This is a genomic window from Wenzhouxiangella sp. XN79A, from assembly GCF_012272825.1.
Taxonomy (GTDB): domain Bacteria; phylum Pseudomonadota; class Gammaproteobacteria; order Xanthomonadales; family Wenzhouxiangellaceae.
In genome coordinates this window covers 106,730-125,609 of sequence record NZ_JAAWWS010000156.1, presented here as the reverse complement: position 1 = coordinate 125,609, position 18,880 = coordinate 106,730, and the positions used below count along the sequence as shown (strand labels likewise).

14 protein-coding genes are annotated in these 18,880 nt (G+C 69.5%); 10 read left to right on the top strand and 4 right to left on the bottom strand.

From position 1 onward, the window contains the following. Positions 1–3 precede the first annotated feature (3 nt). The 4 genes from hemC to HFP89_RS11535 all read left to right on the top strand — a co-directional run bounded on the left by hemC (position 4) and on the right by HFP89_RS11535 (position 4,679). Entirely contained in the window at positions 4–921 is a 918-nt protein-coding gene (gene hemC, locus HFP89_RS11550) for a hydroxymethylbilane synthase (RefSeq protein ID WP_168717813.1), read from the top strand. Positions 922–1,295: 374 nt separating this feature from the next. Continuing rightward, positions 1,296–2,084, top strand: coding sequence for a uroporphyrinogen-III synthase (locus tag HFP89_RS11545; protein WP_168717812.1), 789 nt, complete (start codon positions 1,296–1,298; stop codon positions 2,082–2,084). Between the two features lie 58 nt (positions 2,085–2,142). Further along, positions 2,143–3,459, top strand: a complete 1,317-nt coding sequence (locus HFP89_RS11540; RefSeq protein WP_168717811.1) for a uroporphyrinogen-III C-methyltransferase — start codon at positions 2,143–2,145, stop codon at positions 3,457–3,459. Continuing rightward, positions 3,456–4,679 carry a heme biosynthesis HemY N-terminal domain-containing protein gene (locus HFP89_RS11535; RefSeq protein ID WP_168717810.1) on the top strand — a complete coding sequence of 408 codons (1,224 nt, stop codon included), beginning with the start codon at positions 3,456–3,458 and terminating at the stop codon, positions 4,677–4,679. The genes HFP89_RS11540 and HFP89_RS11535 overlap by 4 nt, the downstream gene beginning before the upstream one ends. Positions 4,680–4,710: 31 nt before the next feature. On the opposite strand, the gene egtD is transcribed toward HFP89_RS11535, so the two are convergent. After that, positions 4,711–5,757, bottom strand: a complete 1,047-nt coding sequence (gene egtD, locus HFP89_RS11530) for an L-histidine N(alpha)-methyltransferase (protein WP_168717809.1) — start codon at positions 5,755–5,757, stop codon at positions 4,711–4,713. Continuing rightward, positions 5,754–7,085: an ergothioneine biosynthesis protein EgtB gene (egtB, locus tag HFP89_RS11525; RefSeq protein WP_168717808.1), complete on the bottom strand. Its 1,332-nt coding sequence runs from the start codon at positions 7,083–7,085 to the stop codon at positions 5,754–5,756. The genes egtD and egtB overlap by 4 nt, the downstream gene beginning before the upstream one ends. Positions 7,086–7,295: 210 nt before the next feature. Here egtB and HFP89_RS11520 point away from each other — a divergent pair, with 210 nt between their 5' ends. After that, positions 7,296–9,362 (top strand): DUF11 domain-containing protein, encoded by a 2,067-nt coding sequence (locus HFP89_RS11520; RefSeq protein ID WP_168717807.1) that lies wholly within the window; start codon positions 7,296–7,298, stop codon positions 9,360–9,362. Positions 9,363–9,478: 116 nt separating this feature from the next. Here the strand turns inward: HFP89_RS11520 and HFP89_RS11515 are convergent, their stop codons facing one another. Both HFP89_RS11515 and HFP89_RS11510 read right to left on the bottom strand, forming a co-directional pair. Beyond that, positions 9,479–10,909 (bottom strand): sigma-54 dependent transcriptional regulator, encoded by a 1,431-nt coding sequence (locus HFP89_RS11515; RefSeq protein ID WP_168717806.1) that lies wholly within the window; start codon positions 10,907–10,909, stop codon positions 9,479–9,481. Between the two features lie 31 nt (positions 10,910–10,940). Next, positions 10,941–12,584, bottom strand: coding sequence for an ATP-binding protein (locus HFP89_RS11510; protein WP_168717805.1), 1,644 nt, complete (start codon positions 12,582–12,584; stop codon positions 10,941–10,943). Positions 12,585–12,793: 209 nt separating this feature from the next. Here HFP89_RS11510 and sucC point away from each other — a divergent pair, with 209 nt between their 5' ends. The 5 genes from sucC (at position 12,794) to HFP89_RS11485 (ending at position 18,836) form a co-directional block, all read left to right on the top strand. Then, positions 12,794–13,954: an ADP-forming succinate--CoA ligase subunit beta gene (gene sucC, locus HFP89_RS11505; RefSeq protein ID WP_168717804.1), complete on the top strand. Its 1,161-nt coding sequence runs from the start codon at positions 12,794–12,796 to the stop codon at positions 13,952–13,954. A 51-nt stretch (positions 13,955–14,005) separates the two neighbouring features. After that, positions 14,006–14,881, top strand: a complete 876-nt coding sequence (gene sucD / locus HFP89_RS11500; RefSeq protein WP_168717803.1) for a succinate--CoA ligase subunit alpha — start codon at positions 14,006–14,008, stop codon at positions 14,879–14,881. Positions 14,882–14,966: 85 nt separating this feature from the next. Then, positions 14,967–16,598, top strand: coding sequence for an NAD+ synthase (locus HFP89_RS11495; RefSeq protein WP_168717802.1), 1,632 nt, complete (start codon positions 14,967–14,969; stop codon positions 16,596–16,598). Positions 16,599–16,701: 103 nt separating this feature from the next. After that, positions 16,702–17,283: a PH domain-containing protein gene (locus HFP89_RS11490; protein WP_168717801.1), complete on the top strand. Its 582-nt coding sequence runs from the start codon at positions 16,702–16,704 to the stop codon at positions 17,281–17,283. Continuing rightward, positions 17,280–18,836: a PH domain-containing protein gene (locus HFP89_RS11485; protein ID WP_168717800.1), complete on the top strand. Its 1,557-nt coding sequence runs from the start codon at positions 17,280–17,282 to the stop codon at positions 18,834–18,836. Before HFP89_RS11490 ends, HFP89_RS11485 begins: the two co-directional genes overlap by 4 nt. The last annotated feature ends 44 nt before the right edge of the window (positions 18,837–18,880 follow it).

Below are 18,880 nucleotides of genomic sequence, written 5' to 3'. Positions count from 1 at the left end.
CCGATGAATCCCCGTTATCTCGCCACGCGCAAGAGTCGCCTGGCCCTGTGGCAATCCGAGCACGTCCGCGATCGGCTGGTCGAGGCGCACCCCGATCTCGCGGTGGAACTGATGCCGATGAGTACGCGCGGCGACGAAGTGCTCGACCGCTCGCTGGCCGAGATCGGCGGCAAGGGGCTGTTCCTGAAGGAGCTGGAGCATGCCATCGTCGAGGGTCGGGCCGATTTCGCCGTGCATTCGCTCAAGGACGTGCCGGCGCGGATGCCCGACGGCCTGGTGCTGGCCGCCTGGCTGCCGCGCGCCGATGCCGGCGACCTGTGGATCACCCGCGACGCCACGCCGATCGAGCGGATGCCGCCCGGCAGCCGGGTCGGCAGTTCCAGCCTGCGCCGCATCCGCCAGCTCGAGGCGCTTCGTTCCGACCTCGAGATCGTGCCGCTGCGCGGCAACGTCGAGACGCGCATGAACGCCGTATTCGAGGGCCGGATCGATGCCACCGTGCTGGCCGCGGCCGGGCTGCGCCGGCTCGGCGTCGAGCCGGCCACCGCGATCGAGCTGTCGACCGATCGCTGGCTGCCTGCACCCGGACAGGGCGTGATCGCGATCGAATGCCGGGCCGACGATGTCGAGCTCCGGGCCCGTCTCGCCGCGGTGTCCTGCGAAGCCACGCGCACCGCGGTGGCCGCCGAGCGTGCGGTCGTCGACCGGCTCGGCGCCGACTGCCGGATGCCGCTGGCGGCCCATGCCGAACTCGACGGCGAGCGACTGCGCCTGCGCGCGCGGCTGGGCGGCGAGCGGGGTGTCGGGGTCGAGGTCGAACTGGAAGGCCCGGCCGGCCGGGCCGATGCGCTGGGACGTCGGGCCGCCGAGCGGCTGCTGGCCGAAGGTGGCGAGGCGATTCTTGTTGGACTAAAGTCGTAGAATCGGGGTCGAAACTGGGGCTGGACACGCCGAATCGGCTGTGCCACAATCGAGTCATAGAGTGAGAGAGGGGCAGGTTTCACACGACATGCACTAGGGTTGCAGTACGCTGCAAGACACGATTCGCTTTTCCGGGTGTCGTCCACGACGTTGCTGATTGATGTGCGTCCCCCTACTGCCAACGCCAACACGCAAGCCCCCTGCACGTTGGTCGGCTTCGTCAGACACCCGGAATCTATCCCAGAAGCCCGCTCTCGCCAGCGGGCTTCTTCTTTTTCTGCGCCGGCCGGATCGGCCACTTCGAACTGCGCGCATCGCTTCGGTCGATTCCCGTCGCCGGCCGGGCCCGAGCACGTGCGCGCCGGACATCGCCGATGAATGACCGGCCCGGCGACAGCGAGCGGGCCGCCCCGCTCGTGGTGGTGACCCGCGCCGGAACCGACGAGGATTCGCTGGGCGCAGTGCTGTCGGAGGCGGGCCTGGCCGTGATCCGGGCGCCGATGTTCGCGCTCGAGCCGGTCGACGAGCGCGCCCTGGCCGAGGCCTTCGAGCACTGCCGGCCGGTCGACGGGCTGGTCATCACCAGCCCGCGCGCTGCTGCCGTCGCGCTGCGCGCCCTCGGCACCGAGCGCCTGGCCGATTGCCGGCTCGTGGCACCCGGGCCGGGCACGGCCGGACCGCTGCGCGAGGCCGGCATGGCGGTCGTTCATCCGGCCAGCGGCGGCACCAGTGAAGACGTGCTGGCCCTGTCCGAGCTGGCCGCCGCGCGGATCGAGGGTCGTCGATTCGTGATCCTGGCCGCGCCGGGTGGCCGCACCCGGATTGCCCGAACCCTGCGCGCGCGAGGTGCGACGGTCGATGTGCTCGCCCCGTACCGTCGCGTACCGCTCGAACCGCCGCCGGCCCTGCTCGAGGCGCTCGGCGGTGATCGGTCGGTGATCACCCTCGTCAGCAGTCCGGCCACGCTGGAGCGCCTGGCCGAGACCCTGCCGGAACCGCTGCGTCGCCGCTGGCGAGCCGGTCGATTCGTCGTCTCTTCGGCGCGCCTGGCCGCGCGCGCCCGGGCACTCGGGATCGGCGAAATCGTCCAGGCCGATGGGGCGTCGGATACCGCCCTGCGGGTCGCCGTCGAGCGGCTGACCGGCCTCGCCCCGGGTCCGTGACCCCGCTCGGGGCGAAGTTCCGGTAGCATCGAATGCGGTTTCGAAACGGATGGGTCCCATGAGCGAGCATTCCGACGACTCGCGCACGCCGGCCGGCCGCGAGGCCGATCCCTCGGCCTCGGCGGCCCGGCCGCCGGCCTCGGACGACGATGCGTCGCCCGAATCGAGCCGGTCGACGTCCGGCGCTGCCTCCGGGCGCGCCTCCACCACGCCCGCCACGCCGGACAGCACCCAGCGAACCGGCGGCGGTCGCGGTCTTGCCTGGCTGGCGCTGCTGATCGCCCTCGGAGCGCTGGCGCTGGCCGGTTTTCCGTTCTGGGCACCGGCCGACGATGCGCCGACGAACGAAAACCGGATCGGGGCCGATGAATTCGATGCACTGGACGGTCGGCTCGAGGCGCTGGCCGGACGGGTCGATACGCTGGACGAGCAGCGTGGACAGCTTCGCGCGGGCCTGGAGTCCGACATCACCGCACTGGAACAGGCCCTGGCCGAGGTCCGCGAGGCGGCCGAACGCGATCCCGACGCGCTCGACGCGCTGGCGCGTCGGATCGGGCGGCTGGAAGGCAGCCAGTCCAGCGGCGAGGCCAGCCTCGAGGCGAGGATGGGCTCGCTGGAGCAGCGGATCGAACAGCGGGTGGAAGCGCTGCAGGACCAGCTCGGCAGCCTCGGGGCCGATCTCGAGGCGATCGGCCAGGCCCGTGCCCGCCGCCTGGCGGCTGTGCACGCCCGCGCGCTGCTGGTCCAGGGCCGCGATGCCTGGATGCTGAACGCCGACGCCGGCGCCGCGCGCGCGGCCTGGCAGCGCGCGGCAGCCCGGCTGGCCGACATCGGGCCGGACGCGGCCGCCGGTGAGGCCATGGACCGGCTGCTGCGAAGCGCCGAACGCCTGCAGGGCCCGGATACCGCCGACCGGGTCGCTGCGCTGCAGCGGCTGGCCGCGAGCGCCGCCGACTGGCCGAGCGCGTCGCGGACCGTCACGGACGAAACGACCTCGTCGCCCGGCCCCGGCGACCCATCGTCGGCCACGTGGCGCGACCGCGTGGCCGGCGCGTTCGGCGCGCTGGTCAAGGTCGAGACCATCGACGATGCGCCGCCGACGCCGGTCGAGCTGGACCGGGCGCGCAGCCGGATCACCTCGATACTGGAGGCCGCGGCGATCGCGACCGCCCGCCAGGACTGGGCCACGGCCGCGGCCCTGGTCGACGATGCTCGCCAGACCGTCACGGGGTACTTCGATCGCGACACGACCATCGTCGGCGACGCGCTGGAGCGCCTGAACGAGCTCGGCGCCGAGCCCGAGCCGCCGGCCCTGCCGGCCGCCTACGACGACGTGCTGGACGGCCTCGACGCGGCGCTGGAGCGGGAGGAATGAAGCGCCTGGTCGTTCTGATCGTCCTGCTGCTGGTCCTGGCGCTGGCGGTGATCGGCGGGGCCTGGCTGGCGCCGCGGCTTCTCGACGACCCCGGCTACGTGCTGGTCGAGTTCGGCGGCTGGCGGCTGCAGATGTCGCTGCTGGTGCTGGTCGGCGGCGTGCTGCTGTCCTGGCTGGCGCTGGCCGTGGTCGTCGCGCTGCTGCGGGCGCCCGGCCGAGCGGCGCGAACACTGCGCGATGCGCGCGACCGCCGCAATCTCGATCGCGGGCTCATGGCCCTGACCGAGGGCCGCTGGGCCGACGCCGAGCGCGCGCTGAACAAGACCCTGGCCCACCATGGATCGACCGCCGGCTACCTGGCCGCGGCGCGGGCCGCGCAGGGGCAGGGTGCCGAGCAGCGGCGCGACGGTTACCTCGAGCACGCCGATCGTCGCTTCGGTCAGAAGCACTTCATCACCCAGCTGACCCGGGCCCGCCTGCTGCTGGCCGACGGCGATGCCGAGGGCGCCATCGCGCCGCTCGAAGAGCTGCACCTGAAGAAACCGAAGCACGAAGGCGTGCTGCGCCTGCTGCTGCAGGCCTACCAGCAGGCCGAGCGCTGGCACGAGCTGCGCCTGCTGGTGCCGGCCATGCGCAAGGCCGACCTGGTCGATGCCGAGCGTGCGCAGGGCCTGGTCGAGCTGGCGGCCGGGCGCGAATTGGCCGCCGCCCACGACGTCGCTGCGCTGCAGTCGACCTGGCGTGCGCTGAAGGGCGGGCTGAAGCAACGTCCGGAAGTGGTTGCCGCGTTCGCCCGGCGAGCGCTGGAACTGGATCGTGCCGAGCTGGCCGAGCCGGAGCTGCGCCGGGTGCTGGCCGGCGACCTCGACGACGACCTGCTGGTGCTGTACGCCCAGGCCGACGAGGCCGATCGCGCGGCCCGCATCAAGCACTGTCGCGAGTGGCTGGCGCGTGCACCGGAGTCGGCCGCGCTGCAGCTGGCGCTGGGCCGGCTCTACCTCGACGCGCGCGAGGACGAACGGGCGCGCGAGCATCTCGAGGCCGCGGTCCGCGCGCGGCCGGACGCCGAGGCCTTTGCCGCGCTGGCGCGGGTGTTCGATCGAGGCGGCCAGCTCGAGGCCGCCACGCGCTGCTACCGCAACGCGCTGCGGCTGGAGCAGGGCCGCGCCCCCGAGCCCCTGCCTGCGCCGGGAGCGTCTTCGGCATCGTCGAGCCCCTGAACGCGGCGCAAAGGCGCCTGGCTCGGCCCGGTCAGCCGACCGGGGCCGGTTCCAGGTAGTGCATGCTGAACAGGCCATCCGGATCGAGCCAGGTCTCGACCGGCACCAGGCCGGCCGAGCGAGCCAGTTCGCGGAAGCCTTCGATCGTGTACTTGTGGCTGTTCTCGGTGTGGATGCTGTCGCCGGCCTGGAACTCGAAGCGTCGGTCGGCCAGGACGATGACCGTCGGCCGCTCGGCCACCAGGTGCATTTCGATCCGCTGGCGTTCGGCGTCCCAGCGCGCTTCGTGACTGAACGCATCGAGCTCGATCCCGGCGCCCAACTCGCTGCGCAGCCGCTCCAGCAGGTTGAGGTTGAACGCTGCGGTCACGCCGGCGTCGTCGTCGTAGGCTGCGCGCAGGCGGTCGACGTCCTTGACCAGGTCGACCCCGATCAACACCCCGCCGCCGGCACCGGCGATGCGTGCCATGCGGCCGAGAAAGTCACGTGCTTCGCCACGTTCGAAGTTGCTGATCGTCGAGCCCGGGAAGTACACCACGCGCCGGCGCGCCGGCGGATCGAGGCGGAACACTCCGTCGGGCAGCGGCTGGGTGTAATCGGCCTCCAGCGGCAGGATCTCCAGGTGCGGAAAGCCGTCGGCGAGCCGGGCGACGGAAATCGCCAGCGCCTCGCCGGAAATCTCGATCGGGGAATAGGCGCGGACCCGCTGGCAGGTCTCGAGCAGCCGCCGGATCTTGATTCCGGCTCCCGACCCGAATTCGATGATGTGGGCATCGGGGCCGACCTGCGCGGCGATCGCGTCGAGGCAGGACTCGTGCAGCGCCAGGTCGGCGCGGGTCACGTAGTACTCGTCGGTCGCGCAGATCTGCTCGAACAGTTCCGAGCCGCGTTCGTCGTACAGGTACTTGCACGGCAGCGTGCGCGGCTGGCCCTGCAACCCGGCGATCGCGTCGGCGAGAAACTCGCGACTCGGATCGGGGAGGTCGTTCGACTTCGCGGTCGTCGTCCCGTCGTCGCTCGCGTCCTGATCGGTCGCCGTCGAAGCGGCGTGGATCGAATCGGTCGGGGTGTCGTTCATCGGGCGCTCCTGGCCAGGCGCAGGCCGGTGAACTGCCAGCGATCGGCCGGATAGAAGAAGTTCCGGTAACTGGCCCGCACGTGGCCGGCCGGCGTTGCGCAGCTGCCGCCGCGCAGTACCATCTGATTGGCCATGAACTTGCCGTTGTACTCGCCCACCGCGCCGGGCGCCGGGGCAAAACCGGGGTAGGGCAGGTAGGCCGACTGGGTCCATTCCCAGACACCGCCGAACAGCTGTTCGAAGTCGTCGCCGGGCTCGGCCGACAGGGCTTCGGGGTGGAAACGGCCGCGATTCGCGAAGTGGCCCCGGACCGGCCGGCCGCTAGCCGCGTGCTCCCATTCGGCCTCGGTCGGCAGCCGCGCGCCGGCCCACTCGGCGTAGGCCGCGGCTTCGTACAGGCTGATGTGGGTAACCGGCTCGTCGTCGCTGGCCTCGCGCACGCCGGCCAGGGTCTGGATCCGGCCGTCCTCGCGCCAGTAGGCCGGCGCGCAGGTGCGGGTTTCGGCGAGCCAGGCCCAGCCGTCGGACAGCCACAGCAGCGGCTCGCGGTAACCGCCGTCGTCGATGAACGCGCGCCATTCACCGCAGGTGACCGGGCGTCGGGCCAGTTCGAAATCGTGGTTCAGGATGACCTTGTGACGCGGGGTTTCGTTATCGAACGCGAAGGCCGGCCCGGCGTGACCGATCTCGACCTCGCCGCCGGCGAACCGGACCCAGTCGGCCCCGACATCGCCGGCGGGCGTTGCGGCCTTGACCGGCGGTGCACCCAGCGGACGGCCGAGCGGATTGTCGGGCAGCGCGGCCTTGTAGTCGGTCAGGATCAGTTCCTGGTGCTGTTGCTCGTGATTCAGTCCGAGTACCAGGCGAGGCGCGACGCGGGCCACGACGTCGGAATCGGCGCGCTCGAGCCAGTCGACCAGCGCATCGTCGATCCGCTGCCGGTAGGCGGTGACCTCGGCGTGGTCCGGGCGCGCGATCAGGTGCCGGCGTGCGCGCGGGTGTTGCCGTCCGATGCCGTTGTAGTAGCTGTTGAACAGCTCGCAGTAGGCCGGGTCGACCGGCTGCCAGCCATCGATTTCGCGGGCCAGGATGAAGGTTTCGAAGAACCAGGTCGTGTGCGCGCGGTGCCACTTGATCGGGCTGGCCTCCGGCATGGCCTGGAGGTTCTGGTCTTCGGCACCGAGGCTCGCGACCAGGTGTTCGGTGCTTTCGCGGACCGCGCGGAAGGCGCCGATCCAGGTGTTCGAATCGGCGGTCCGGTGTGAAACGAGGTTGATGTCCGGCGGCGTCGACGTCCGCGCGGCAAGGTGGTTCCCTGTGGCTGTCATTCGAATCGTCGGGTTGGGGCGTTGGGTGAATCCGTCGATCTGCAGGAACTGTGGCGCGCGCCACGCGTCCGAGCGCAGTGCGTGCGTCGCATCGCACATCGTTTCCCGATTGCGAGCGAATCTTTTGCCGTGCCTGAATGAGGTTTTAACGGATGCTTGTGTGATAATAGCACCCGGCACGCAACACATTGATTACATTTGGCGAACCCTATGAACCGATTGCTTTCCCTCGGCGTGGTCCTCGGCGGGCTGCTGTCCGTACCCGCACATGGCCAGGTCCAGCTCAGCGTCGACGGTCAGCCGGCCATCGAGACCGAGAGCCCGATCAATTCGATCGTGTACCGCCCGTCCGCCCGTCGTCTCGAGGTGCAGACTGCCTGGGACGACCTGCGCTGCGTGCCGAACCCCGACGGACCGGCGGTCACGCTGCCGATTCCGCAGCCGGGGGACTTCGTGTTCGCGCTCGATCAGTTGCCGGGCGACGTCGATGGCGAGTACGTCGTCGAGGCCGACGGCAGCATCATGCAGCTGGGCGCGGCCATTTCCGGTGACCCGGTCACGCTGAGCATCGTCACCAGCGATGCCAGGATCAACGACTGCAACGGTCCGGACTGTGCCGTGCTCGTCTGCGCGCCCGGCGGGACGCCGATCTTTTCCGGCGACTTCGAGCCGATCGCCGCCGACCTGGGCGTGAGCTGGGACACCGTGCCCGGCGGTGGCGCGCTGGACCTGGTCGCCGGCGGCGCCGGCACCACGCTGGCGCTGCGCGCGGCCAACACCGGCCAGCTCGATGCCACTTCGGTAACCGTCGATCTCGACGTACTGCTGCCTGGCAGCGGCTCGATCGGCTGCCCGAGCGTGGTCTCCGGCGGCGCCGGCTTCGCCTTCGACGCCAACTGCAGCGGCACCTGGTCGATCGGCGACCTGAATGCCGGTGCGCAGGTCGAGATGCAGCTGCTCTTCACCGCCGATGCCGCGGCCACGATCGGCGAGCTGGCGACCGCCGATGCCGTCATCGACTCACCGACGGTTGCCGACATCAACCCGGCCGATAACGCCGCCGGCGCCGATCTCGACGTGATCAAGCAGGCCGCGCTCGAGTTCACCATCGTCAGCTTCCCGCAGAGCCAGATCGATCTTACTGCCGGCCCGGCTGCGGTGAACTTCTCGGTCCTCGCCTCGCCGCAGGGGCCGTCGACGCTGAATTCGGTCGTCGACATCGCGCTGCAGTATCCGAGTGGCAGCGGCGTGACGCTGATCGAGTCGGACAACGACTTCCTGCCGCCGACCTGGTCGCCGCTGATCGGCTCGCTCGACGAGGAGCTGCTGTTCGAGTTCAGCATCGACAGTTTCGAGCCGGGCGTGGATGCGTTCTGCGTCGATCTGGTCTCGGTCGATGGCGTGCCCGGCGCCCAGGTCTCGATCGCCGGCAGCAGCATCACCCAGCGCTGCCTGGACGTGATCGGGCCGGAAACGGTGGACCTGACGGTGGCCAGCACCTCCGACGCCGGCGTGGTGGCCGGCAGCGCGCCCGGCGGCAACCCCGGCAACGCCTTCCAGCAGTTCACGCTGACCAACAACAACACCACCTTCGATGCCGACAACATCGACGCCGACATCGTGCTCTCGCTGCCCGTCGATGTGACGGTAACGCCTGCGGTGTCGCTGGGCACGCTGGTCCAGGACGGCACCGACCCGAACCTGTGGGCCTGGTCCATCGCCACGCTGCCGGCCGGCCAGTCGGCCACCGCTTCGCTGTGGTACGACGTCGGCCCGTCGGCACCGGACGGCGAGCTCGTCCAGGCCGACTTCGGCAACGTCACGGTCGATCCCGGCCAGGTGCTCGTCGACCCGCTGGTGGGCGACCAGGCGCAGACCACGGTGGATCGCGAAATCGACCTGCGCGTGACCTCGCTCGAGCTGCCGGACCCGGTGGCCCCGGGCGGTACGCTCATCTATGAATTCCAGCTGGTGAACCTCGGCCCGTCCGACGCTTCGGTCATCGACCTCGACCTGGCCACCGTGCTGCCGGCCGATGTGACGCTGGGTTCGGTGACATCGAACCTGCTCGGCAGCTACACCGCCGGGGTCTGGTCGGTCGCCTCGCTGCAGGCCGATTCGCCGGGTGCCGCGGTGTTGACGGTGCCGATCGACGTCGGCAGCGGCGCGGTGCCGGGCAGCGATGTGATTTCCGGCACGGTGACCGTGACCAACTCGAGCGAGACCCGGATCAACACCGGCGACGACAGCTCGACCCAGACCACCTCGATCCAGTAGACCGATCGAAGGTCCGGCGCGCTTCGCGCCACAAGGAACGCCGCCCCGGTCTCGACCGCGGGCGGCGTTCTCGTTTCCGGCCCCGGCCGGCGGGCGGCCGGGCAGGCCGAGGGGGCTTACTCGATCCCGTACTTGTCGAGCTTGTAGCGCAGCGAGCGGAAGGTGATGCCGAGCCGGCGCGCGGCCTCGGTCTTGTTGTACTTGGCGTCTTTCAGGGCGTTCTCGAGAATCCGCTTCTCGATGTTTTCCATGTAGTCGTCGAGGCTGCGCTCGCCCGGGTCGGTCGGCAGGTCGTCGCCGTCGTCGAGCCGGGTTCGCTGCAGCTGCAGGTCGTCGACCTCGATGGTCTGCCCGTCGCACAGGGTGACCGCGCGCTGCAGGATGTTGAACAGCTCGCGCACGTTGCCCGAGTACTGGTGCCGGCAGAGCTCGTCGAGCGCGGCCGGCTGCAGGCCTTTCGGTGCTTCCCCCCACTGTTCCGAAATCACGGCGAGGAAATGCTCGATCAGCAGAGGAATGTCGGATTGGCGATCCGACAGCGCAGGCAGCGGCAGCTCGATGACGTTGAGTCGGAAATACAGGTCGGAACGGAAGTCGCCGCTGTCGACCAGCGGCTTCAGCGCCTTGTGCGAGGCCGACAGGATGCGCACGTCGATCGGCGCTTCCTCCTTGCCGCCGATCGGACGGACCCGCTTTTCCTGGATCACCCGCAGCAGTTTGACCTGCATGTTCAGCGGCAGGTCGGCGACCTCGTCGAGGAACAGCGTACCGCCGTTGGCCGACACGAACAGGCCGTCCTTGTCGGCGTCGGCGCCGGTGAAGCTGCCCTTGCGGTGACCGAAGAACTCGCTTTCCATCAGTTCCGACGGGATCGCACCGCAGTTGACCGCCACGAACGGCCCTTCGGTGCGCGGACTCAGGTCGTGGATCAACTGAGCCGCCAGCTCCTTGCCGGTGCCGGACTCGCCGCTGATCATCACCGGCGCCTGGCTGCGGGCCAGCTTGACGATGGTCTGGCGGACCCGCTTGATCGAATCCGAACGCCCGATCATCCGCTCCAGGATCACGCCCTGGCGCGCAGCGTCGGGAGCGGCATCGGTCGACTCGCCGGACGCTGGAGCGCTTTCGCCCTCCGATGCCCCGGGTTCAGCGGCGGTTCCGGCCTTTTCGGCGTCGTCCTCGCGAAGCTTGATCGCGGTCCGGACCAGGTTGCGCAGGGCTTCCAGATCGACCGGCTTGGAGACGAAGTCGAAGGCGCCGTACTTCAGCGCGGTGACCGCGTCCTCGACCTTGCCGTAGGCGGTGATCATGGCAACCGGCATGTCGGGAATGTCGCGGCTGATCTCCTTGACCAGGCTCAGGCCGTTGCCGTCGGGCAGCCGCATGTCGGTCAGGCAGAAGTCGAAGGTTCCGGCGCCGAGTTTGCGCCGGGCGTCGGCCAGGTCTTCGGCGGTTTCGACCTCCACGCCCATCCTGGACAGGGTCAGTTCGAGCAGCTCGCGAAGATCGGGTTCGTCGTCGACGACCAGTGCACGGGGTTGACTCATCGGTGTTCCAAAGCCTCTTCGAGACGGGACATCAGGCGTCGGCCAGTTTCGCGTGCGGCGTGGCCGGGGCCGCGTCGTCGCGGCCGGCCCGGCGCAGCAGGATCCGGAAACAGGCCCCTGCATTCGGGATTTGAACATATTCCAGCGGGGCGGCGTTGGCGTCGCACATCTGGCGGGCCAGGAACAGGCCCAGGCCGGAGCCCTGCTTGTGGGTGGTGAAGAACGGCTCGAAGATCTGGCTGCGTTTCTCCAGCGGGATGCCCGGGCCGTCGTCGATGATGTCCAGCGCCATCTCGCGGTGCCCGCGGATCGGGCTCAGGCGCAGGGTGACGGTGGGCTGGTGGGTGTCGCTGCCGGCATGCCGGAGCGCGTTCTCCATCAGGTTGCTCACCGCCTGCTGCAGCTGGGTCGGGTCCATCAGCACCTGGATCTCGCTTTTCGGCGCTTCGACCCGGATCCGCGACTCGGGCAGCCGGTGCTGGCCGCGGAACTCCTCGGCCAGGGTCCGCAGCCAGTCCGAAATGTTGACCTGCTCGATGCTGGCCCGTTCGCGGCGCGACAGCTTCAGCACGTTCTCGACGATGTCGTTCATCCGTACGGTGTGGTCGTGGATGATCCTGATCAGGCGCTGGTCCTGTTTCGGCAGGTCCGGCGATTCACCGAGCAGCTGGGCGGCGTGGCTCAGTGCGCCCAGGGGATTGCGGATCTCGTGGGCGATCGACGCCGACAAGCGGGCCAGCGACGCCTGGGCCAGGTCGCGTGCACGTCGGCTGACCACAGAGGTGTCCTCGAGGAAGATCAGCGTGGCCTCGCCGACCACCCCGGGCAGCCGAACGAACTGCGGCACCACGGCGGCCTGGGTCGATTTCAGCAGCAGCCCCTCGTCCTCGGCCCGGCCGGTCCTGCGCCAGAGGTTCAGTCGCTCGACCAGCGCCGGCGCGATCACGTTGAGCCGGTCCTCGCTGACCGGCGGGCTGCCCAGCAGGTACCAGGCCGATTCGTTCATCTGGCGGATCTTCAGTTCCGCGTCGACCACCAGCACGCCGGAACGCATCCGGCGGATGATCAGGTCGTTGACCTGCTCGAGACCGACCAGGTCGTTGCGGCGGCGCTCGGCCAGCAGCTGGTATTCGCGCCCCCAGCGGCCGAGCAGCGAGCAGCCCAGCGCGGTCACGAAGGTCGCGATCCCGTAGATGCCGGCCTGCAGCGCCAGCGACTCCGAGGAGCCGGCGGTCATCGCCAGCCAGGCCTCCAGCAGGATGCCCAGCGAGATCAGCGAGGCGAAGAACAGGGCGGTGATCAGCGGCAGCAGCAGGCCCGCGATGCCGACCACGAAGATCAGCAGGATGGCCAGCCCGCTGGCCAGCCCGCCGAAGCAGTGCAGCACCAGCAGCAGCAGGACGATGTCGGTGGCCAGCGAGAACTTGGCCAGCTCCTGGTAATCGTGGATCGGTCGCCACTGGAAGAACGCGAAGGCCAGCGCCGCACCGACGTAGGTCAGGCCCGCGGCCCGCGACAGGAAGAGCTTGTATTCAGCGGCGATGGGGTCGGAAAACCCGCCGAAGGCAACCGCGACGACCACCGCGGACAGGGCGAGTCGGAAGGCCGCAAGGTAGTTCAGCGATCGACGGGTCAGATCGCTGTCGGCGGCGGTCTTCTGGAACAGGTCGCTCACGCGAATCCCCCGGTGATGGTCTGATCCTCGTGCCTGCATGCACTATAGCGGATCGGGGCCGGATGGCAAAGGCATTCGGGCTCGGCCGGACCCTGCGGGCGTGGCTGTTTTGTTATATTTCGTCGGTTGCCGGCGCAGCCTTGCCGGCCGGCGGTCCGAAGCGGCCGTCCTACGCGACCTCACAACGATCCAAGCAATGGGAATCCAGCATGAATTTTCATGAGTACCAGGCCAAGGACCTGTTCGCTGCCTACGGCATTCCGGTGCCGCGCGGCGAACTGGCCACCACGGCCGACGAAGCAGTCAAGGCCGCCGAAGCGGTGGGCGGCAGCCAGTGGGTGGTCAAGGCCCAGGTCCACGCCGGCGGCCGCGGCAAGGCCGGCGGCGTCAAGTTGGCCAACAGCCTCGACGAGGTCCGCGAGATCGCCGGGACGATGCTCGGCATGGCCATCGAGACCTATCAGACCGGCGGGCGCGCGCTGCCGGTGAACTCGGTACTGATCGCCGAGGCCACCGACATCAAGCAGGAGCTCTACCTGTCGGCGCTGGTCGACCGTGGCCAGCGCGCCGTGGTGTTCATGGGCTCGGCTGCCGGCGGCGTCGACATCGAGCAGGTCGCCGAGGAAACCCCGGAAAAGATCATCCGCGTGACGGTCGACAACGCGGCCGGGTTCATGCCCTACCAGGCCCGCCAGGTCGGCTTCGGCATGGGCCTGAACGCCAAGCAGGTCCGCCAGCTCACGAAGATCATGGACAGCCTGTACAAGCTGTTCATCGACAAGGACCTGGCGATCGTCGAGGTCAACCCGCTGATCATCGATGGCGAAGGCAACCTCAGCGCCCTGGACGCCAAGATCAATGCCGACGGCAGCGCGCTGTTCCGTCATCCGGACCTGGTCGAGATGCGTGACGAGTCGCAGGAAGACCCGACCGAGCTGGCCGCCAGCAAGCACGACCTGAACTACGTGACCCTGGACGGCAACATCGCCTGCATGGTCAACGGCGCCGGCCTGGCCATGGCCACCATGGACGTCATCAAGCTGGCCGGCGGCGAGCCGGCCAACTTCCTCGACGTGGGCGGCGGTGCGACCAAGGAACGCGTCACCGAGGCCTTCAAGCTGATCCTGTCGTCCGACAACGTCCAGGCCATCCTGGTCAACATCTTCGGCGGCATCGTGCGCTGCGACCTGATCGCCGAGGGCATCATCGGCGCGGTCAAGGACGTCGGCGTCGAGGTGCCCGTGGTGGTGCGGCTGGAAGGCACCAACGTGGAGCAGGGCAAGCGGCTGCTGGCCGACAGCGGCATGAAGATCATCACCGCCGACGACCTGAACGACGGTGCCCGGAAGGCCGTCGAAGCGGCGGCCTGACAAACGAATACGAGAAAGGCTGCAGAAGCGGCAGCCTGAAGGAAGACTTCAATGAGCGTACTGGTCAACAAGAACACCCGCGTGATCTGCCAGGGCTTCACCGGCTCGCAGGGCACCTTCCATTCCGAACAGGCCATCGAATACGGCACCCGCCTGGTCGGCGGCGTGACCCCCGGCAAGGGCGGCCAGGAACACCTGGGCCTGCCGGTCTTCGACACCGTCGAGGCGGCCGTCGAGGAAACCGGCGCCGATGCGTCGATGATCTTCGTGCCGCCGCCCTTCGCGGCCGACGCGATCCTCGAGGCCGCCGACGCCGGCGTCCGGATCATCGTGGCCATCACCGAGGGCATCCCGGTGCTGGACATGATGCGCGTCAAGGCCGCGCTGGCCGACTATCAGGACGTCACCCTGATCGGCCCGAACTGCCCCGGCATCATCACCCCGGGCGAGTGCAAGATCGGCATCATGCCGGGCGCCATCCACAAGCCCGGCAAGGTCGGCATCGTGTCGCGGTCCGGCACGCTGACCTACGAGGCGGTGTTCCAGACCACCAATGCCGGTCTCGGACAGACCACCTGCATCGGCATCGGCGGTGACCCGATCAACGGCATGAACTTCATCGACTGCCTCGACCTGTTCCAGGAAGACCCGGAAACCGAGGGCATCATCATGGTCGGCGAGATCGGCGGCACGGCCGAGGAAGAAGCGGCCGAATTCATCGCCGAGAACGTGACCAAGCCGGTGGTCGGCTACATCGCCGGCGTCACCGCGCCGCCCGGCAAGCGGATGGGCCATGCCGGCGCCATCATCGCCGGCGGCAAGGGCACGGCCGAGGCCAAGTACGCCGCGCTGGAAGAAGCCGGTGTGACCACCGTGCGTTCGCCGGTCGAGCTGGGCACGGCGATTGCCGACCGGCTGAAGGGCTGACGCGCCCGATCGCATCCGCGCCGGCCGCCGGCGCGGGTGAACCGGTCGAAAGACCGACCCTCCGTCCATCGCGGAAACCGACCCGATGCTGAAGATCGCGCTGGCCCAGGACGATTTCCTCGTCGGGCACATCACGTCCAACCGGGACCGGATCCTGGCCTCGATCGAGCGGGCCCGGGACGAACTGGGCGCCGACCTGATCCTGTTCCCCGAGCTGGCCCTGACCGGCTACCCGCCCGAGGACCTGGTGCTGCGGCCGGGCTTCATGCGGCGAACCGAGACCCTGTTCCACGAAATCGTCCAGGCCGTCCACGGCATCGACGTGGTGCTGACCTATCCGCGCGCCGACGGCGACAAGCGCTACAACGCCGCGGCCTGGATCCGCGATCGCTCGGTGCTCGGCACCTACGACAAGTGGGACCTGCCGAACTATGCCGTGTTCGACGAACGGCGCTACTTCGTCCAGGGCGACACCCCGCTGGTCGTCGAGATCAAGGGCGTGAAGGTCGGCGTGCTGATCTGCGAGGACACCTGGGCGCCGGAGGCCGCGCGCGCCGCGAAAGAGGCCGGTGCCGAACTGCTGCTGTCGTCGAACGCCTCGCCCTACTACCACGACAAGCACATCGACCGCGGCCAGGTGCTGAAGGCCCGCCATGCCGAGACCGGCCTGCCGATCCTGTACCTGAACTGCGTCGGCGGCCAGGACGAGCTGGTCTTCGACGGCCATTCGCTCTGCATCGACGGCCACGGCACGCTCTCTCCGCCGGCCGCGCTGTGCGACGAGGTGCTGCTGCACGTCGGCTTCCACGCCGGCGCCGGCCGGCTCGAGTATCTGCACTGGCCCGAAGGCGAGACCGATCGCCTGCCGGTGACCTGGCGGGTGCTGCAGCGCGGACTGACCGACTACGTGCGCAAGAACGGCTTCCGCTCGGTGGTGCTGGGCCTGTCCGGCGGGATCGACTCGGCGATCTGCGCCGCGCTGGCCGCCGACGGACTGGGCGGCGAGAGCGTCCACGGCATCCTGATGCCGTCGCGTCACACCAGCGAACTGTCGCTGATCCTGGCCACCGAGCAGGTCGACCTGCTGGGGCTTGCGACCGACACGATCTCGATCGAACCGATCTTCCAGGCCGGCCTGCAGCAGCTCGAAGGCCCGTTCCAGGGTCGCCCGGAGAACATCGCCGAGGAAAACCTGCAGGCCCGTGCCCGCGGCATGCTGCTGATGGGGCTTTCCAACAAGTTCGGGCACCTGGTCCTGGCGACCAGCAACAAGAGCGAGCTGGCGGTCGGCTACAGCACGCTGTACGGCGACATGTGCGGCGGCTACAGCCCGATCAAGGACTGCCTGAAGGGCATGGTCTACGAGCTGGCGAACTGGCGCAACGAACAGTCTCCGGCGATTCCGCCCGGCGTCATCGACCGCCCGCCGTCGGCCGAGCTCAAACCCGATCAGCGCGACGACGACAGCCTGCCGCCGTACCCGCTGCTCGACCGCATCATCGAGCTGTACGTCGAAGAGGACCGGCCGATCTCCGACATCGTCGAGGCCACCGGGCTGGACGAGGCCATGGTCCGCCGGGTGGCCGGCCTGGTGCTCATGGCCGAGTTCAAGCGCCGCCAGGGCGCGCCGGGCCCGCGCGTGACCCGCAAGGCCTTCGGCCGCGACCGGCGCTACCCGATCACCTCGGGCTGGCACGACAGCGGCGTTCGCGGCTGACCCGCCGCGGTCAACCGCCGGCACGGACTTCCGGCACACGACGGATCCCGCCGGATCGGCGACAATGCCGGTGCCGACTCATCGGAAGCACTGGGACAAGGCCATGGACGACGCCCTTCACGAAACCGACGCGTTCGAGAATCCGCAGACGCCCCGCGAGGCGCTGCCGGACTACCGCGAGCTCGAGTTCGAACCGGTCGCCGAGCGCTTCCGCGGCTACACCGTGATCACCACGCTGCTCTACTGGCTGCCGTTCGTGCTGGTGGGTACAGCCATGAATTTCCTTCCCGATCTGCCGTTGCTGGCCGGGCTGCTGATACCGGGTGGCGTGCTGCTGCTGGCCGTGCTGATCGGCATCTACCGCTGGGTCGACGCCGGTCATCGCGGCTGGGCGGTGCGCGCGCACGACATCGCGGCGAAGGAGGGCATCTTCTGGCGCTCGGTCACCACCCTGCCGTTCGCCCGCATCCAGCATGTCGAGACCTCCAGCGGCCCGGTCGAACGCTGGCGCGGCCTGGCCCGGTTGAAGCTGTTCACCGCCGGCGGCATCACCGCCGACCTGACGCTGATCGGCCTCGACGCCGAGGCCGCCGACACGCTGCGCGAGCACCTGGCCGAGCAGATCCGGTTGCGCGATGCGCTGGCCAGCGACGATGGCGACCGCCGGGACGAGCTCGACGCGTGAACGAGACCGCCGAGCCGGAACCGGCCGGGACCGTCGGCCCCGATTGGGAACGCCTGCCGACCGCCGCGGTCATCGCGATGTACATCAGCGGCGCGCAGAAGGCGGTGCGCGAGAACCTGTTCCTGGTCATCGGTGGCGGCACCGGCGCGGTCGTCTCCGACGCCCTCGGACTGCGCGAAATCGCACTGATCGCCGGTGGCCTGCTGCTGATCGGGCTGCTCGGCACGCTGATCTATCACCGCCGCTTCCGGTTCCTGATCGCCGACAACGCGATTCGCGTCCGCAAGGGCCTGTTCGAGATCAAGGAGCTCAAGGTCCGCTTCGAGCGAGTCCAGAACGTCGCGTTCAGCCAGCCGCTGTACCTGAAGCCGCTGGGGCTGATCCGCGTCAACCTCGAGACGCCGGGGGCGGCGCAGACCGAGGTCGAACTTCCGGGCATCCGCACAGACGAGGCGCAGGCGCTGCGCGATCGCATTGCCGGGGCGCACCGGCGGGCTCCCGCGGCCGATGCGCAGCCCGCAGACGGCGAGGGCGACGATCTCGACGCCGCCGAATCGGCGATCTTCGCGCCCGGGTTCGGCGATCTGTTCCGCTACGGCATGACCTCCAGCCAGCTCTGGATCATTCTCGGCGTCGTCGGCGGCCCCCTGGCCGAGCGGGTCGGCGACCGCGTTGTCGACTCGGTGGAGTGGCTGGAGCGTTCGGGCCTGGTCGGCGTCGGCGATCTGTCGGCGGCGCCGTGGCTGGCCGCCGGGCTCGTGCTGGCGCTGATTGCTGCCTTCATCGCGCTCGGGCTGGTGGTCTCGGGCCTGATTGCCTGGGTTCGTTTCCACGGCTACCGGCTGACCGGCGACGCCGAGCGACTGCAGGCCGTCTACGGACTGCTCGACAAGCGCGAGAAGTCGCTGAAACGGTCCAAGTTGCACAGCCTGGAGCTGGTCCAGACCGCGTTCGGCCGGCTGCTCGGCCGCTGGCACGCGGTCGGCCACCAGGCCGCGCTCGACGCGATGAACCCGATGAACCAGGACAAGCGCTTCCTGGTTCCCGGCATTCCGACCGCGCGGCTGGAGCAGGTCACGTCCGAACTGGCCGGTCGCGCCTGGTCGCCGCCGGCCTTCCGGGGCATCCACGTCCGGTTTCGTCGCATCCTCTGGCAGCGTGTCGTGCTGCTTCCGCTGCTGGCCATCCTGGCGGCGCATTTCCTGCTCGGCAGCGGTCCGTGGTGGTCGCCGCTCGCGGCACTTGCGATCGCGGCGATCGCGGCGGTGCTGGTCCACTTCCGCTGGAAGCGCTGGGGCGTGCACATCGGCGACCAGGGCCTGGAGGTGCGCGCGGGCCTGATCGGCACGACGATCATCCTGTTCGAGGACGCACGCTGCCAGCAGGTCAAGGTCACGCGCAGCCCCTATCAACGCCGCCACGGCCTGGCCACGCTGGTCATCCGCCTGCCGCACGGCGAGAAGACCGTGCCGTACCTGCCCGAGCCGCTGGCCGCCGAACTGGCCAACCGGCTGCTGTACCGGATCGAGACCAGCACCGCCCACGCGCTGTGACGTCGGCGCCACGGTCGGCATCCCGCCAGCGTCGCCAGGGTCCG

Bases quoted from the DNA above. Each gene is read 5' to 3' on its own strand.
- egtB (WP_168717808.1), bottom strand. From the start codon at position 7,085: ATGACAGCCACAGGGAACCACCTTGCCGCGCGGACGTCGACGCCGCCG.
- sucC (WP_168717804.1), top strand. From the start codon at position 12,794: ATGAATTTTCATGAGTACCAGGCCAAGGACCTGTTCGCTGCCTACGGC.
- HFP89_RS11545 (WP_168717812.1), top strand. From the start codon at position 1,296: ATGAATGACCGGCCCGGCGACAGCGAGCGGGCCGCCCCGCTCGTGGTG.
- HFP89_RS11520 (WP_168717807.1), top strand. From the start codon at position 7,296: ATGAACCGATTGCTTTCCCTCGGCGTGGTCCTCGGCGGGCTGCTGTCC.
- sucD (WP_168717803.1), top strand. From the start codon at position 14,006: ATGAGCGTACTGGTCAACAAGAACACCCGCGTGATCTGCCAGGGCTTC.
- HFP89_RS11495 (WP_168717802.1), top strand. From the start codon at position 14,967: ATGCTGAAGATCGCGCTGGCCCAGGACGATTTCCTCGTCGGGCACATC.
- hemC (WP_168717813.1), top strand. From the start codon at position 4: ATGAATCCCCGTTATCTCGCCACGCGCAAGAGTCGCCTGGCCCTGTGG.
- HFP89_RS11535 (WP_168717810.1), top strand. From the start codon at position 3,456: ATGAAGCGCCTGGTCGTTCTGATCGTCCTGCTGCTGGTCCTGGCGCTG.
- HFP89_RS11540 (WP_168717811.1), top strand. From the start codon at position 2,143: ATGAGCGAGCATTCCGACGACTCGCGCACGCCGGCCGGCCGCGAGGCC.
- HFP89_RS11515 (WP_168717806.1), bottom strand. From the start codon at position 10,909: ATGAGTCAACCCCGTGCACTGGTCGTCGACGACGAACCCGATCTTCGC.
- egtD (WP_168717809.1), bottom strand. From the start codon at position 5,757: ATGAACGACACCCCGACCGATTCGATCCACGCCGCTTCGACGGCGACC.
- HFP89_RS11490 (WP_168717801.1), top strand. From the start codon at position 16,702: ATGGACGACGCCCTTCACGAAACCGACGCGTTCGAGAATCCGCAGACG.